This window comes from Pseudomonas sp. GM50, assembly GCF_000282375.1.
Taxonomy (GTDB): Bacteria; Pseudomonadota; Gammaproteobacteria; order Pseudomonadales; family Pseudomonadaceae; genus Aquipseudomonas.
This window is the reverse complement of sequence record NZ_AKJK01000042.1, coordinates 82,755-99,440: the sequence shown is the minus strand read 5'-3', so window position 1 is coordinate 99,440 and position 16,686 is coordinate 82,755. Positions and strand designations below refer to the sequence as shown.

Annotated in this window: 12 protein-coding genes; all 12 read left to right on the top strand. The window is 62.1% G+C overall.

Annotation, left to right across the window (positions count from 1 at the left end; translation table 11 throughout):
• Nucleotides 1-21: 21 nt before the first annotated feature.
• The 12 genes from tssF to PMI30_RS21820 all read left to right on the top strand — a co-directional run bounded on the left by tssF (nt 22) and on the right by PMI30_RS21820 (nt 16,664).
• Nucleotides 22-1,809: a type VI secretion system baseplate subunit TssF gene (tssF, locus tag PMI30_RS21765; protein WP_008007653.1), complete on the top strand. Its 1,788-nt coding sequence runs from the start codon at nt 22-24 to the stop codon at nt 1,807-1,809.
• On the top strand, nt 1,773-2,780 hold the full coding sequence (gene tssG, locus PMI30_RS21770) for a type VI secretion system baseplate subunit TssG (RefSeq protein WP_008007651.1): 1,008 nt from the start codon (nt 1,773-1,775) through the stop codon (nt 2,778-2,780). Before tssF ends, tssG begins: the two co-directional genes overlap by 37 nt.
• 13 nt (nt 2,781-2,793) lie before the next feature.
• Nucleotides 2,794-5,442 carry a type VI secretion system ATPase TssH gene (gene tssH, locus PMI30_RS21775; RefSeq protein ID WP_008007649.1) on the top strand — a complete coding sequence of 883 codons (2,649 nt, stop codon included), beginning with the start codon at nt 2,794-2,796 and terminating at the stop codon, nt 5,440-5,442.
• Nucleotides 5,443-5,452: 10 nt separating this feature from the next.
• The gene (locus tag PMI30_RS21780) at nt 5,453-6,970 is read left to right on the top strand and encodes a sigma-54 interaction domain-containing protein (RefSeq protein ID WP_008007647.1); all 1,518 of its coding nucleotides are present in this window, start codon (nt 5,453-5,455) and stop codon (nt 6,968-6,970) included.
• Nucleotides 6,971-7,294: 324 nt separating this feature from the next.
• Nucleotides 7,295-7,435, top strand: coding sequence for a hypothetical protein (locus tag PMI30_RS21785; protein ID WP_007894589.1), 141 nt, complete (start codon nt 7,295-7,297; stop codon nt 7,433-7,435).
• A 17-nt stretch (nt 7,436-7,452) separates the two neighbouring features.
• Nucleotides 7,453-8,649, top strand: coding sequence for a type VI secretion system-associated FHA domain protein TagH (gene tagH / locus PMI30_RS21790; RefSeq protein ID WP_008007644.1), 1,197 nt, complete (start codon nt 7,453-7,455; stop codon nt 8,647-8,649).
• A gap of 5 nt (nt 8,650-8,654) precedes the next feature.
• Nucleotides 8,655-9,155: a type VI secretion system lipoprotein TssJ gene (gene tssJ / locus PMI30_RS21795; RefSeq protein ID WP_008007643.1), complete on the top strand. Its 501-nt coding sequence runs from the start codon at nt 8,655-8,657 to the stop codon at nt 9,153-9,155.
• Nucleotides 9,156-9,157: 2 nt separating this feature from the next.
• Nucleotides 9,158-10,489: a type VI secretion system baseplate subunit TssK gene (tssK, locus tag PMI30_RS21800; protein WP_008007641.1), complete on the top strand. Its 1,332-nt coding sequence runs from the start codon at nt 9,158-9,160 to the stop codon at nt 10,487-10,489.
• A 5-nt stretch (nt 10,490-10,494) separates the two neighbouring features.
• A complete protein-coding gene (icmH, locus tag PMI30_RS21805) occupies nt 10,495-11,370 on the top strand; it encodes a type IVB secretion system protein IcmH/DotU (protein WP_007894606.1) in 876 nt (291 codons plus the stop codon).
• A gap of 13 nt (nt 11,371-11,383) precedes the next feature.
• Nucleotides 11,384-14,923 carry a type VI secretion system membrane subunit TssM gene (gene tssM, locus PMI30_RS21810; RefSeq protein WP_008007639.1) on the top strand — a complete coding sequence of 1,180 codons (3,540 nt, stop codon included), beginning with the start codon at nt 11,384-11,386 and terminating at the stop codon, nt 14,921-14,923.
• Nucleotides 14,923-15,651 carry a PP2C family protein-serine/threonine phosphatase gene (locus tag PMI30_RS21815; RefSeq protein WP_008007637.1) on the top strand — a complete coding sequence of 243 codons (729 nt, stop codon included), beginning with the start codon at nt 14,923-14,925 and terminating at the stop codon, nt 15,649-15,651. The genes tssM and PMI30_RS21815 overlap by 1 nt, the downstream gene beginning before the upstream one ends.
• Nucleotides 15,648-16,664, top strand: a complete 1,017-nt coding sequence (locus tag PMI30_RS21820; RefSeq protein ID WP_008007635.1) for a serine/threonine-protein kinase — start codon at nt 15,648-15,650, stop codon at nt 16,662-16,664. Before PMI30_RS21815 ends, PMI30_RS21820 begins: the two co-directional genes overlap by 4 nt.
• Nucleotides 16,665-16,686: the final 22 nt, after the last annotated feature.

Below are 16,686 nucleotides of genomic sequence, written 5' to 3'. Positions count from 1 at the left end.
CCACTACCAGGAAGGTACCTCGTGTCCTTTAACCACTACTACCAAAGCGAACTCACCGCACTTCGCCAGTTAGGTCGTCGTTTCGCCGAGCGTAGCCCGGCGTTGGCGCCTTTCCTGGGACAGGCCGGGCGGGATCCGGATGTGGAGCGGTTGCTGGAGGGCTTTGCCTTTCTGACCGGGCGCCTGCGCCAGAAGCTCGACGACGAGTTGCCGGAGCTCAGCCACTCGCTGATGCAGCTGCTGTGGCCCAACTACATGCGGCCGCTGCCGGCGTTCAGCATTTTGCAGTTCGATCCGTTGAAGCGTTCCGGGCCTGCGTTGAGGGTCGAGCGTGATACGCCGGTGGAGAGTGTGCCGGTCGATGATGTGCGCTGCCGTTTCCGCACGTGCTATCCGACCGAGGTGTTGCCGCTGGATCTGGCCGCGCTGACTTACTCGGTGAAGGGTGACGGTTCGCTGTTGAGCCTGCGCCTGGAGATGAGCGCCGATGGTCACCTCGGCGAGTTGGAGCTGAGTCGTCTGCGCCTGCACTTTGCCGGTGAGCGCTACATCAGCCAGATGCTTTACCTGAGCCTGTTGCGCAATCTTGAAGGCATCGAGCTGATCCCGCTGGACGGCGCCGGCAAGCCTATTAACAGTGTGAGCGGCCAGCCGATGGCGTTCAAGATGCCGGGCGACCGTGTGCAGCCGGTGGGTTTTGCCGAAGAAGAAGCATTGATCCCGTATCCGCTGAACACCTTCCGCGGCTACCGCTACCTGCAGGAATATTTCGCCTTCCAGGACAAGTTCCTGTTCGTCGATATCAACGGTCTGGACCTGCTCAAGGCGCTGCCGGAAGACACGCTCAAGCAAATGCGCGGCCTCGAATTGCGTTTCGATATTCGCAAGAGCGGCATCATGCGTATGCGTCCGACCCTGGATAACGTGAAGCTCTACTGCACGCCGATCGTTAACCTGTTCGAGCACGATGCTTTGCCCATTCGCCTCGATGGCAAACAGGACGAATACCTGCTGCTACCGGCCGAATACGACCTGCAAAACTGCGGCGTGTTCTCGGTGGAAACCGTCACTGGCTGGAAGCCCGGCGGCCTCGGTTATCAGGAGTACGTGCCGTTCGAATCCTTCGAGCACGACCCGAGTTTCGATGTACCGACTAGCCGTCCGCATTACAGCATCCGCCAGCGTTCGTCCTTGCTGCACGACGGCCTCGACACCTACCTGAGCTTCGGCATCCGCCACACTGAAGCCCACGAAACCCTGTCGATCGAGCTGATGTGCACCAACCAGAACCTGCCGCGCAAGCTCAAGCTCGGCGACATCTGCATGGCCTGCGAAGACACGCCGGAGTTTCTGAGTTTCCGCAACATCACGCCGGCCACCTCCAGTTTCGCGCCGCCGCTGAACCGTGACTTCCTCTGGAAGCTGATCAGCAACATGTCGCTCAACTACCTGTCGCTGGCCGACGTCAATGCGCTGAAGGTGATTCTCGAAACCTACGACCTGCCGCGCTACTACGACCAACACGCGGAAAAAGTCAGCAAACGCCTGTTGGGCGGGCTCAAGTCGATCAAGCACCAACACGTCGACAGATTGCATCGAGGGTTGCCGGTACGCGGGTTGCGCACTGAGCTGACCATCGACCCGGAAGGGTATATCGGCGAGGGCGACCTGTTCGTGTTCGCTTCGGTTCTTAACGAGTTTTTCGCGCTTTACGCCAGTCTCAATTCGTTCCACGAGCTGCGGGTAAAAAGCACACAGGGAGAGGTGTACCAATGGACACCACGTATGGGCCTGCAGCCCCTGCTTTAAGCGGGCTGACCCGGGTAATACGCGAGTACTCGCTGTTTCAGGCCGTGCTGCTGGTGATTGACCGGCTGCGCGATGCACACCCGCACCTGAGCGAAGACGACCTGTACGACCAGCTGGAATTCCAGGCCAACCCGAGCCTGGGTTTCCCTGGCAGCGACATCGATCGCGTGGAGTTTTTCAAAGAGCATGGGCAGATGCGTGCGCGTCTGCGTTTCAACCTGATCGGCCTGGTCGGCTCCGGTTCGCCGCTGCCGGCGTTCTACGGCGAACAGGCCCTGGGCGACAGTGAAGACGGCAACCCGACCCGCAACTTCCTCGACCTGTTTCACCATCGCCTGCAACGGCTGATGCTGCCGATCTGGCGCAAGTACCGCTACCGCGCGAGCTTCCAGAGCGGCGCGCTCGATCCGTTTTCCTCGCAGCTGTTTGCGTTGATCGGCCTCGGTGGCGAAGAGATCCGCAAGGCCCAGGAACTGAACTGGAAACGCCTGCTGCCGTACCTCGGCCTGCTCAGTTTGCGGGCGCACTCGGCGGCGTTGATCGAAGCGGTGCTGCGCTACTACTTCAAGCACGCCGAACTGACCATCGAGCAGTGCATCGAGCGCCGCGTTGAAATCCTCGACGAGCAACGCAATCGCCTGGGTCGCGCCAACAGCATGCTCGGCGAAGACCTGGTGCTGGGCGAACACGTGCGCGATCGCAGCGGCAAATTCCGCATTCACATCCGCGAACTCGACTGGCAACGCTTTCACGAATTCCTACCGATCGGTTTCGGCTACCAGCCGCTGTGCGCGCTGGTGCGGTTCACCCTGCGTGACCCGCTCGATTACGACATTCGCCTGGTGCTGCGCCAGGAAGAAATCCGCGAACTGCGCATCGGTGAGCAGAACGCCTGTCGCCTGGGGTGGACCAGTTGGCTCGGCCGCGAGAAAGCGGACGGCGTGGTGACCCTGGGCAGCAAAATTCATTAAGGACAGATGACACATGATCAACGTAGACCTGCAACAACTTATCCAGGCGCTGGACGCCGAAACCCGTCGTGATCTGGAAAGTTCTGCCGAACGCTGCGTCGCCCGTGGCGGCAGCAAGATCCTCGTCGAAGACCTGCTGCTGGGCCTGCTGGAACGCCCGCAAGGTTTGCTCGCACGGGCGTTGCAGGATGCCGAAGTGGACGCTGGCGAACTGAGTGCCGCGTTGCAATCGCGGGTCGAGCACAGCGCCTCGCGCAACCCGGTGTTCGCCCCGGAACTGGTGCAGTGGCTGCAAGACGCGTTGCTGGTGGCCAATCTCGAATTGGGCCAGAGCCAGGTCGAGCAAGCCGCGTTGATCCTCGCCCTGCTGCGCAACCCGATGCGTTACGCCGGCAGCCGTTATCAGTCGTTGCTGGCCAAGCTGAACATCGAGCGCCTGAAAGAATTCGCGCTGTCGCAGAAAGAGCAACCGGCCACCGGTAAGCCCGCTGTGCCTGGCGAATCGCTGCTGCAGCGCTTCACCCATAACCTGACCCAACAGGCCCGCGACGGCAAACTCGACCCGGTACTGTGCCGCGATGGCGCGATCCGCCAGATGGTCGACATCCTCGCTCGTCGGCGCAAGAACAACCCGATCGTGGTTGGTGAAGCCGGCGTCGGTAAAACCGCGATCGTCGAAGGCCTGGCCTCGCGCATTGCGGCCGGTGAAGTGCCGCAAGTCTTGAAAGGCGTCGAACTGCTGTCGCTGGACATGGGCCTGTTGCAGGCCGGTGCCAGCGTCAAAGGTGAGTTCGAACGTCGCCTCAAAGGCGTGATCGACGAAGTCAAAGCTTCGCCAAAACCGATCATCCTGTTCATCGACGAAGCCCACACCCTGATCGGCGCGGGCGGCAATGCCGGCGGCTCCGACGCGGCCAACTTGCTGAAACCGGCCCTGGCCCGTGGCGAGTTGCGCACCATCGCCGCCACTACATGGGCGGAGTACAAAAAATACTTCGAGAAAGACCCGGCCCTGGCCCGTCGTTTCCAACCGGTGCAACTGCACGAACCGACCGTCAGCGAAGCAGTGACCATCCTGCGTGGCCTGGCTCAGGTTTACGAGAAGAGCCACGGCATCTATTTGCGCGATGATGCGGTGGTTGCAGCGGCCGAGTTGTCCGCCCGTTACCTGGCGGGCCGTCAGCTGCCGGACAAAGCCGTCGACGTGCTCGACACTGCGTGCGCCCGCGTGCGCATCAGCCTCGCCGCCGCCCCTGAAAGCCTGGAACGCCTGCGTGGCGAACTGGCCGAAGGTGGTCGTCAGCGTCAGGCCCTGCGTCGCGACGCCGAGGCCGGTCTGCTGATTGACCATGAAGCGCTGGACGCTCTGGAAGATCGCCTGACCGACGCCGAAGAAGAAAGGGTCGCTCTGGAAACCCTCTGGACCGAACAAAAAACACTGGCCGAGCGCCTGCTGGACCTGCGTCAGCAACTGGCCAAGGCCCGTGAAGCCGCTGCCGTCGAACCGACCATCACGGTTGAAGAAGACGCTGAAGGCACCGTGATTGAAACCTTGCCAATAGACGAAGCACAAAGCGTCTTGTCCCTGGAAACTGCGCTGAACGAAACCCACCGCGCCCTGACCGAGGCCCAGGTCAAGGAGCGTCTGGTGAGCTTCGAAGTCTGCCCGCGTCTGGTGGCTGAAGTGATCAGCGCCTGGACCGGCGTGCCATTGGCGCAACTGGCCCGCGAACACAACGCCAAGGTCGCGAGCTTCGCCACCGACCTGCGCACCCGCATTCGTGGTCAGGAACAAGCGGTTCATGCCCTCGACCGTTCGATGCGCGCCACTGCCGCTGGCCTGAACAAGCCTGATGCCCCGGTCGGCGTGTTCCTGCTGGTCGGCCCAAGCGGCGTCGGCAAGACCGAAACCGCCCTGGCACTCGCCGATTTGCTGTACGGCGGCGATCGCTTCATCACCACCATCAACATGTCCGAGTTCCAGGAGAAGCACACCGTGTCGCGCCTGATCGGTGCACCGCCGGGCTACGTCGGTTACGGCGAGGGCGGCATGCTCACCGAAGCCGTGCGGCAAAAACCGTACTCGGTGGTGCTGCTCGATGAAGTCGAAAAAGCCGACCCGGACGTGCTCAACCTGTTCTATCAAATCTTCGACAAAGGCGTAGCCAACGACGGGGAAGGGCGCGAGATCGACTTCCGCAACACGCTGATCCTGATGACCTCGAACCTGGGCAGCGACCGCATCAGCGAACTCTGCGAAAACGGTGCGCGGCCGACAGCCGAAGTCCTCGAAGAAACCATTCGCCCGGTGCTCAGCAAGCACTTCAAACCGGCGTTGTTGGCGCGGATGCGCGTGGTGCCTTACTACCCGGTCGGTGGCCCGGTGCTGCGCGAGCTGATCGAAATCAAACTCGGCCGTTTGGGCGATCGCCTGAACCGTCGTCAGCTCGATTTCACTTACTCCCAGGACCTCGTCGATCACCTGGCCGAACGCTGCACCCAAAGCGACAGCGGCGCACGCCTGATCGACCACTTGCTGGACCTGCATGTGCTGCCGTTGGTGGCTGACCGTTTGCTCGACGCAATGGTCACCGGTGAAAGCCTCAAGCGTGTGCATGCGACGCTCGACGGTGACGCCAGCGTGATGTGCGAGTTCGCCTGAGGTGGGTGTGATGTTCACTCAAGTGCCGCAACCGCTGGTCTATGCCGAAGCCTTGCTGGCGCAATTCGCCAGCCTGTCGCGCGCGGCGGACGGTGCTGCGCTGCTGGGTGACTTCGTGCGCGGTTTGGCCGAGCTCAGCGGTTGCGAGCTGACGCAACTGTACCTGCTGGACGCGACCCACACCTGCCTGGGGATGAACGCCGAGTGCCTGAACGGCATTCTGCAACCTCGGGAGGGGGCGAGCCTGCCGGCGGATTACAACGGTGAACAACTGCTGCAATTCTCCTTGTGCCAGAACCGCGTGGTGTGCCTCAGCGAGCTGAGCGGCAGCCTGCACGAAACCAGTTTCCTGCCGCTCCAGGCCACGCCGTGGCAGTCACTGTTGTGCGTGCCATTGGTCAATCAGCAAAAGGCTGTCGAAGGTTTGCTGCTGTGTGCCAGTCGCCGGCAGATCGACCTGCAAGGCTTTGCTGATTCCCTCGGTCAACTGGGCTCGTTCGTGCTCGGCCAATTGCACTTGCTGCAACGTTTGCGTCGGCCGGCCGGCGATACACGACCGGCATCGGTCAGCGTCCCGAGCGTCAGCGGTTATGGCTTGATCGGCAAGAGCGCGGCGATGCGCCAGACCTATTCGCTGATCAGCAAAGTTTTGCACAGCCCGTACACCGTGCTGCTGCGCGGCGAAACCGGCACCGGCAAGGAAGTGGTCGCGCGGGCGATTCACGACTGCGGTCCGCGACGTTCCCAGGCGTTCATCGTGCAGAACTGCGCGGCGTTCCCCGAGAACCTGCTGGAAAGTGAACTGTTCGGCTACCGCAAAGGCGCCTTCACCGGTGCCGACCGCGACCGTGCCGGGCTGTTCGACGCGGCCAATGGCGGCACCTTGTTGCTCGATGAAATCGGCGACATGCCGTTGTCCCTGCAAGCCAAGCTGTTGCGCGTGTTGCAGGAAGGCGAGATCCGCCCGTTGGGTTCCAACGACACCCACAAGATCGACGTGCGCATCATCGCTGCGACTCACCGGGATTTGGCAGTGCTGGTCAGCGAAGGCAAATTCCGCGAGGACTTGTACTACCGCCTCGCGCAATTCCCGATCGAGCTGCCGGCCCTGCGTCAGCGCGAAGGCGACATCCTCGACCTGGCCCGGCACTTCGCCGACAAGGCTTGCGCGTTTCTGCAACGCGATGCCGTGCGTTGGTCCGACGCGGCGCTGGATCACCTGTCCGGCTATGCCTTCCCCGGCAACGTTCGCGAACTCAAAGGTTTGGTCGAACGCGCGGTATTGCTGTGCGAAGGCGGCGAGTTGCTGGCCGAGCATTTCTCCCTGCGCATGGAAGCCATGCCGGAAGACAACAGTCTGAACCTGCGCGAACGCCTGGAGCAGGTCGAACGCAGTTTGCTGCTCGACTGCCTGCGCAAAAACGACGGCAACCAGACCCTCGCCGCCCGCGAACTCGGATTGCCACGCCGCACGCTGCTTTATCGCCTTGGGCGCCTGAATATCAATTTGGGTGATTTCGATGGCTGACCTGAATTTCTGCAACCTAACCACTCTGGTTGGAATGCTCCTTTTGGCCAGCGCAACTCCTGTGGCGAGGGGGCTTGCCCCCGTTCGGCTGCGCAGCAGTCGTAGTCCGGTAAATGCGGTTTGCCTGAATAAACAGGATGGCCGGTTTTGGGGCCGCTTCGCGACCCAACGGGGGCAAGCCCCCTCGCCACAGGGGGCCACCGTTTCCCTTGTGATTGGCTATAGGCCTTGGAATAGAGCCTCCCAATCAACCTCATTCGCTTTTAACAGCGCCGCCCGAACAGGTCGGCGCTTTGTGCTTTGTCTACCCCTGGAGACCCTCTGATGCCTGTTCGTCACTGGCAAGCCGTCCTGCTGACCCTCGTCGTTCTATGCGGCCTTGGCGGCTGTAGCGGCAATTACAAATACAACGACAACACCTATCGCCCATTGGGTGATCCGCAGGCGGTCAATCGCGGCAAGTGACCGCAAGGAGTATCACCATGGAACTGGTTTTCGAAATGCTGAACACCAAGCAGTTCGTGCCCACGGATTTGTGCCAGAAGACCTTCAAGCAGGCCGGTGGCGTGATCGGCCGGGGCGAGGATTGCGACTGGATCATCCCCGACCGCAAGCGTCACCTGTCCAACCACCACGCGTTGATCAACTACCGCGAAGGCACGTTTTTCCTGACCGATACCAGCAGCAACGGTATCCAGGACAGCGAAAGCGGTGCGCGTCTGCGCAAAGGCGAGCCAATGCGCATCGAACACGGCAGCGTGTACGTGCTGGGTGACTTCGAGATCCGTGCGCGACTGGTGCGCGACCCGGCGACGTTCGACGTTGAAGTTGGCCGTCCGCAGGCCGCGGGCAGCATCATTCCGGACGATGCCTTCCTCGACCTCGATCCGCTGAATGCCCTCGACCAGCAAGAGCGCGTGTACTCGGAAATCGATGAGCTGATCTCCCCGAGCACCACCATCGAAGACACCCGTCAGCGTGCCGACTACGCGCGCATCGACATGGAAAGCCTGATGGTCCCGGAGCTGATCGACGCCCCGGCTGAGCCTGCGCCAGCCCCGAAGCCTGCGGCTGTGGCGCGTCAGAGCGAGGGCTTCTGGGAGCACTTCGGTGCCGCCCTCGGCGTGGACCTCAAAGGTCTCGACCACGACGCTCGCGAAGCCCTGGCCCTGAACGCAGCGCGCCTGCTCAAGCAGAGCGTCGGTGGTTTGCAGCAGAGCCTGCGCACCCGCAGCGAACTGAAAAACGAACTGCGCCTGGCCCAGACCACCGTGCAAGGCACTCACAAGAATCCACTGAAATTTGCCGTCGATGCCGGTGAAGCGCTGGGCATTTTGTTGCAGGGCAACAAGCCGGGTCAGTTGCCGGCCGAGCAAGCGATCTCCCGTGCGTTCCGTGATTTGCAGGCGCATCAGGTGGCGTTGCTGACCGCCAGCCGCGCTGCCGTTCGCGGCACCCTGGAACACTTCTCGCCGCAACAGCTGACCCTGCGTTTCGAGCGCGACAACAAGCCGTTGCTCGCCACCTCCGGTAGTCGCTGGAGAGCCTACGGGCGTTATCACCAGGCTCTGCGTCTGGACGATGACTGGAGCGAGCGCCTGCTGGCCCGCGACTTTGCCCAGGCCTACGAAGAACAGATCCGCCTGATTTCTACCCTTCACACCGACCACCAAGGATGATGCGCATGTCTCGCTGCTCGACCGCTTTTTTCAAGACGCTGACGGCGCTAATTGCCCTTGTGCTGTTGGCCGGATGCTCGTCGTTGTCGCCGTATTCCAAAGTGACCAAAGTCAACCTGAAGCTCACCGGCAGCGATCAGCTGAACCCGGACCTCAACGGGCGTCCGTCGCCGATTGTCGTGCGTCTGTTCGAGCTCAAGCACCCGGTGACGTTCGAGAACGCCGACTTCTTCAGCCTGTACGAACGCGCCAAGGAATCCCTGGTCCCGGACCTGGTGGCCAGCGAAGAACTCGAGCTGCGTCCGGGTGAAACCGTCGAGCTCAAACTCAGCGTGGAGGAGGGCAGCCGTTACGTCGGCGTGCTCGCGGCCTACCGCGACCTGCCGGAAACCAAGTGGCGCTACACCGTGCAAATCACTCCGCTGGAAGTCACCGTGGCTGACCTGACCCTCGATCAGGCCGGCATCCGCAATACCCATGAAACGCTCGCCAAGGCGGATGACTGATCATGAATGCCCATAAAGTCATTTGGCAGGAAGGCATGCTGCTGCGTCCGCAGCACTTCCAGCACAACGATCGTTACTACGACCACCAGATGAAGACCCGTACCCAGTTGTTGGGCAGCTACATCTGGGGCTTCCTGAACCTGGAAATCGACTTGCAGTTCCTCAACATGGGCAAACTGGTGATCAGCCAGGCCTCGGGGATTCTGCCGGACGGCAGCCTGTTCGAACTCGGCGGCAACACCGAGCCGTTGGCGCTGGACGTGCCGCCGAACACTGGCAACACGCCGATCTACCTGGCGCTGCCGCTGGTCACCGGTAACCACATCGAGTCTCGCCGCCCGGAGCAGTCCGACGTGCTGGCGCGCTACACCGCGTACGACGCGGAAGTCGCCGACTCCAATGCCGGCGACGACTCCGCCAGCCAGGTCAGCTGCGGTCGTCCGGACTTCAAACTGTTGCTCGGCGAGCAGCAGAGCGACCAGGCCTACGTGAAGCTGAAAATCTGCGAAGTGCTCGACACCACGCCCGACGGCGTGATCAGCCTCGACCCCGACTTCGTGCCGACCTACATTCAGGCGCACTCCTCCAGCTACTTGCTGTCGTGCCTCAAAGAAGTGATCAGCATGCTTGGCCACCGGGGCGACACGATTGCCGAGCGGATCAGCTCCAACGGCAAGGTCGGTGGCGCGGAAATCGGCGACTTCATGATGCTGCAACTGATCAACCGCACCGAAATGCTGCTGCGCCATTACCTCGGCCTGGAACAGGTTCACCCGGAAGAGTTGTACCGCACGCTGCTGACCATGCTCGGTGATCTGGCGACGTTTTCCAGCGAGAGCAAGCGCCCGCGTCTGGACAGCCGTTACCAGCACAGCGACCAAGGCGCGAGCTTCCGCAAACTGATGGAAGCGATTCGTCAGGTGCTGTCGATGGTGCTCGAACAGCACGCCATCGAGCTGGTGCTGCAAGCGCGTCAGTACGGGATCATCGTGTCGCCCTTGCACGACCACAAACTGCTGGGCTCGGCCTCGTTCGTGCTCGCGGCCAGTGCCAACTGCGACTCCGAAGAACTGCGTCATCGCTTGCCGGCGCACCTCAAGGTCGGCCCCGTGGAGCGCATCCGTCAACTGGTCAACCTGCACCTGCCTGGCATCAAGGTCAAACCGTTGCCGGTGGCCCCACGGCAGATCGCGTTCCACTCCAACAAAACCTATTTCATCCTCGAACTCAGTTCCGAAGACCTGGCGCAACTCGAGCGCTCCGGCGGCTTCGCGTTCCACGTGTCCGGCGAATTCGCCGAGCTTGAACTGAAATTCTGGGCCATCAGGAACTGACCGACATGATCAAGGACATGGAATACAACCAGGACGACAAAACCGTCCTGCTCGACCGCCAGGGCCACGGCCCGGCGTCGAGTCCGCTGACTGACTTCGCTGCGCCGCCGCGTTTCGAACAGCTGGAAGAACGGATGATCTACGCCGCGCGTCTGCGCCCGGCCGAAGCGTTCAACATCAGCCTCAACTCGCTGGTGGCCGCGGCGTCCGAGTTGCTGTCGGAAGTGGTGCGACTCAAGCACAGCGACACCCGTGAAGACCTGTACGCGCTCAACGAGCGACTGACTGCCGGGCTGAAGCTGTTTGAAGTGCGTGCGCTGCACAACGGCGCTGAAAGCAGCCAGGTGATGGCCGCCCGTTACGTGCTCTGCACCGTGGTCGACGAAGCCGTCGTCACCACGCCGTGGGGCAACGAAAGCGAGTGGTCGCAGATGAGCCTGCTCAGCAGCTTCCACAACGAAACCTTCGGTGGCGAGAAGTTCTTCCAGCTGCTGGATCGCCTGTCGAAAAACCCGGTCAAGCACCTGCCAATGCTGGAGCTGATGTACTTGTGCCTGTCCCTCGGTTTCGAAGGCAAGTACCGGGTACAGGCTCGCGGCATGCTCGAGCTCGAAGGCATCCGCGATGCTTTGTATCGGCAGATTCGGCAACTGCGCGGCGACGTGCCGCGTGAGCTGTCGCCGCATTGGGAAGGCTTGAACGATCAGCGTCGCAGCCTGGTGCGCATCGTGCCGGCGTGGATGGTGGTGCTGTTCACTGTGGTCTGCCTGGTGGTGATGTATTCGGGTTTCGCCTGGGTACTGGGCGAGCAACGCGAAACCGTTCTGCAACCTTACCAGCAGCTGGATCCGGCCGCGGTTCAGCCGCAGTCGAAGCCGTAAACAGGGACGTGTGATGAAAAAGTTTTTCAAGAAAGTCGGCGCATTCCTGCGCCAGACCTGGGTCTGGACCCTGCTGCTGGTGCTGTTCGTCGCGCTGCTGGTGTGGTTCGTCGGGCCGCTGCTGGCGGTCAATGACTACAAGTTCTGGGAAGGTTCGACCTCCCGCCTGCTGACCATCAGTGTGCTGTTTCTGGTCTGGGGCCTGACCATGGTCTTCGTCAGCTGGCGCGCCGGTGTGCGCAAAAAGGCTGTGGAAGAAACCGAAGACGGCCAGGACCGTATCCGCCGTGAAGAGCTGATCGACGACGAGCAGAAAGAGCTTCGCGTGCGCTTCAAGGATGCGTTGAAAACCCTGAAGACCTCGAGCCTCTATCGCGGTCGCAGCGAACGCTGGCGCAGCGATTTGCCGTGGTACTTGCTGATCGGCCCGCAGGGCAGCGGCAAGACCAGTCTGCTGGACTTCTCGGGGCTTGAGTTTCCGATCAACAAGATCGACCGCAAACTCACCCGTGACACCCTCGGCACTCGGCATTGCGACTGGTACTTCGCCGACCACGGCGTGCTGATCGACACCGCCGGGCGTTACCTGACCCAGCCGGATGCGGAAGTCGATGGCAGCGCCTGGAGCACCTTGCTCGACCTGCTGCGCAAGCGTCGCCGCAACCGCCCATTGAACGGTGTGTTGGTGACCATCCCGGTGGAAACACTGCTGGGCGGCAGCGAGCAAGACCTCGACACGCTGGCTCGCCAGGTGCGTGCGCGTCTGCAAGACGTGCATCAGAAACTGCACGTCGACGTGCCGATTTATCTGGTGCTGAGCAAGGCCGATCGCCTGCTCGGTTTCGACGAGTTCTTCGATCAGCTGACCCGCGAAGAAAGCGATCAGGTACTCGGCACCAGCTTCCGCAAAGAGCAGAGCGGCACTGACGTGGCTGTGCTGCGCGCCGAGTTCGAAGAGCTGCTGCGTCGCCTGAACAGCCAGGTGATCATGCGCATGCACCAGGAACGCGACACCCAGCGCCGTGGCCGTATCCTCGACTTCCCGCATCAACTGGGGCAGATCGGCGAGCGTCTGTGCCTGTTTGTCGACATGGCGTTCACCGGCAACCGCTACCAGCGTGTCAGCCAGTTGCGCGGTTTCTACCTGACCAGCGCGCCGCACCTGACCCAGGAAATGGACCAGACCACCGCCGGCATCGGCGCGAACCTGGGGATGAACGCCGGCGTGCTGCCGACCCTGCGCAGTGGCCGTTCGCGGTTCATTCACCATTTGCTCAGCCGAGTAATTTTCCCCGAGGCCGATCTGGCCGGTCTGGACAAGCGCGAACGCAGCCGCATCCATTGGGGCCAACGTGCGTTGTACGTGGGTGCACTGGCGGCACTGGCGCTGTTCGGCATGCTCTGGGCTGGCGGGTTCTCGGCCAACTACGAGCGTCTGGAAAACCTGCGTTCTTTGGCACAAAACTGGAATCAGCAACGCTCGGCCCTGACTGCACGCGATGATTCGATGGCGGTGCTCAAGACCCTCGACACCAGCTACGCGGCGACTCAGGTCTTCCCGAAAAAGGGTGACGTGTCGTACCACGAGCGCGGTGGCCTGTACCAAGGTGAAGACGTCAATCCGGTAGTCAAGAGCGCCTACGAGCGTGAGCTTGAAGCGCAACTGCTGCCACGGGTTGCGACCCTGCTGGAAGGGCAGATCCGCGCCAACATGAAGGACCGCGAACGCCTGCTCAACAGCCTGCGTGCGTACCTGATGCTGAACATGAAGGATCGCCGCGATGCTGCCTGGCTCAAGGATTGGGTCGCCACTGACTGGTCCTTGCGCTACGCCGGCAACACCGCGGTGCAGAATGGCTTGAACACCCATTTCGAGCGTTTGCTCAAGCAGCCGTTTATCTACCCGCTGAACGAGCAACTGGTGGCGCAGGCGCGTCAGGTGCTGCGCAGCGAGTCGCTGGCCAACGTGGTTTACCGGATGCTGCGCGAGCAGGCTCGCAACCTGCCGGAATACCGCCTGAGCCAACACATCGGCCCGCAGGGTTCGTTGTTTGTCGGCACCGATTACGTGATTCCGGGGTTCTACACCCAGCAAGGCTATCAGCAGTACTTCTCGGTCCAGGGGGCGGCGCTGGTCACCGATATCCTGCGTGACAACTGGGTACTGGGCGAAGGCTCGGGCATCAGCGGCATGGACTTGCGTCGCCTGATGGTCGAACTGGAGCAACTGTACTTCCGCGACTACGCCAATTTCTGGAGCGAAGCGGTCGGTCAGGTGGCATTGCCACCGATCAACGACGCCGGTGAAGGCGCCGAGCAACTGGCAGGCCTGACGTCCGCCAACTCCCCAGTGCTGCAACTGCTGGTGGAAGTGCGCGAGAACACCCGGTTCCCGGCGGAAGCTGAGCCGGTTGATGAGGCCGCGGATGCCGCTGCAAAACTGGGAGAGCAGAAGGGCAAGCTCGGCAAGTTGGGCAAACTGGCGTCGGCCGCAGCGGATGCGGCGTCTGACATGGCCGCGACCAAAAACCTGCCGGACACCGCGAAAAAATCCCTGCAACGTCGCTTCGAACCGCTGCACCGCTTGCTGGACGACAACAACGGCCCGGCCGCTGACCTGACCCCGGCACTGACAGCACTCAACGACCTGCAACTGCAACTGTCGAGCCTGGCCCGTGCCAGCGCGCCGGAGCAGGCTGCGTTCGAAATGGCCAAGACCCGCATGAGCGGCCAGCGTGATGCGCTGAGCAACTTGCGCAATGCGTCGAACCGTTTGCCGCGCCCTGTCAGCGTGTGGTTCAACGTGCTGGCCGAAGACACCTGGCGTCTGGTGCTCAACGATTCCTACCAGTACCTGAACCAGCGTTATCAGAGCGAGCTGTACAGCTTCTACGGCAAGGCGATCAACAAGCGTTACCCGTTCAGCGCCCACAGCACCAGCGACGTTGCGATCAGCGACTTCCGAGAGTTCTTCAAGGCCCAGGGCATCGCCGACCGCTTCTTCGACAACTACATGCGTCCGTTCGTGAGTGGCGATCCAGGCAACTACCGCCTGCGCAGCATTGACGGTCACAGCATGCCGATCTCCAAGGTCTACCTCGACCAGATGGCCGCGGCACAAGTGATCCGCCAGAGCTTCTTCGCCAGTAACCCGGCCGAGCCGCAAGTGCAGTTCAAACTGGAGCCGTACACCCTCGACCCGGCCGTCAGCCGTTCCGAGTTCAAGTTTGGCGACAAGACCATTGAATACCGTCACGGCCCTATCGTGCCGGTGTCCTTCAAATGGCCGACCGACGCTGAAGACGGTCGCACCAGTCTGGTCCTCGACAAAATGGCCGGTCGCCCGATCGGCATCGAGAAGAACTCCGGCCCATGGTCGTTGTTCCGTCTGTTCGACCTGATGCAAACCGAGTACCTGACCGGTCGCGACGTGCTGGTGCTCAAGGCTGACGTGGGTGGCCTGCGCGCCAACTACTTGCTGACGAGCCAGCGCACGCCGAACCCGTTCGACATGGGCGTGCTGCGTACTTTCCGTATGCCGGTGCAGCTCTGATGCTGGTTGCCAGTCCCTGGCGCAGCGCTGCGCGTACCGATCCGGGCAAGGTTCGGGCGCGCAACGAAGATGCTTTTCTCGACTGCCCACAGCAGGGGCTGTGGGTGGTCGCGGACGGCATGGGCGGTCATCAGGGCGGCGACATCGCCAGCCAGTTGATCGTCGCCAGCCTGGCGGAATTGCCGGTACAGGACGACTTCGACGAACGACTCAAAGGTATTCGCCAGTGCCTGCACTGGCTCAACCGCCGATTGGGTCAGGAGTTGACCGTCACCGCCGGACGCCATGACAGCATCATGGGCAGCACCGTGGTGGCGCTACTGGTGGAAGGCAATCGCGCGGCCTGCATCTGGGCCGGCGACAGCCGCTGCTACCTGTGGCGTGGCCAGCGTTTGTATCAGCTGTCCAAGGACCATTCGCTGCAACAGCAACTGATCGACGAGCAGAACATGAGCGTCGAGCAAGCCCAGGCTCACCCTGCCGCTCATGCCTTGACCCGTGCGGTCGGGGCTGCCGAACAGCTGACCCTGGACGTGCTCGAACTCGAGGTCTATCCCGGCGATGCGTTTTTGCTGTGCAGCGACGGTTTGTATCAAGGGCTGACTAGCGATGCCCTGGGCAACGCCCTGAGCCTGACCGCGCCGCACGTTGCGCTGGAACGTCTGTTCGACGGCGCTCTGCGTGGCTCGGCCCGGGACAATCTGACCGCCGTGGTGATCCGCCAATGACTGAACTCATGCCACTGATCGACGACCTGCTGGTGACCGAGGAAGAAGCCAATAACCTGACTTACTTCGCCTTCGCCACGCCTCTAAACGGAAAGCCGCATCAGGCCGAGCCTGCGCTGGCGCCGACCCGGGCCAGCATCGGCGAACTGCCGGACGTGCTGGCGGGACGTTACCGCATCGAGCGCCTGCTCGGTGCCGGTGGCATGGGCGCGGTTTACCGTGCACGGGACTTGCTGAGCGAACAGTTCGGCGATCCCGATCCTTACATCGCGCTGAAAATACTCAGCGAAGAATTTGCCGAATCGCCGGACGCCAGCGCCTTGCTCTACAGCGAGTTCGCGCTGACCCGACGACTGCGCCACAACAACGTGCTGCGACCGCACACCTTTGAAGTGGACACCGACTGCCAGCGCGCCTTCATCACCATGGAACTCATGCGTGGGCTGACCCTGGACAAATTACTCTGCGAGCGGCCTCTGGGCCTGCCATGGAAAGAACTGCGCGACATCGCGCTGCCGCTGCTCGACGCGCTGGCCTACGCCCACGCTCGCGGCGTGCTGCACGGCGACATGAAGCCGAGCAACGTAATGCTCAGCGAAGAGGGCGTGCGCCTGTTCGACTTCGGCCTCGGCCAGGCACAAGAGGGCATCTTGCCCGGCCTGCCGCACCTGAGCCGCAACCGCTTCAACGCCTGGACCCCCGGCTACGCCGCCCCCGAACTGCTCGAAGGCCAACCGTTGTCGGCCAGCGCGGACGTGTACGGCGTGGCCTGCGTGATCTACGAACTGGCGGGCGGCAAACACCCGTTCCGCCGCTTGCCCTCGACCGAGGCCCGCGACGGCCACCTCGAACGCGAACTGCAAGCACCCAAGCATCTACCGAAACACTGCTGGCCAGCCCTGCGAACGGCGCTGGCTTTCGATGCGGCCAAGCGCACCATCACCGCCGCCCAATTGCGTGACGCCATGGGCGCCACTTCGTCCTGGCTACAACGTCTGCGACTTCGGGCGTAACGGATGACATTCGAACAGGGAG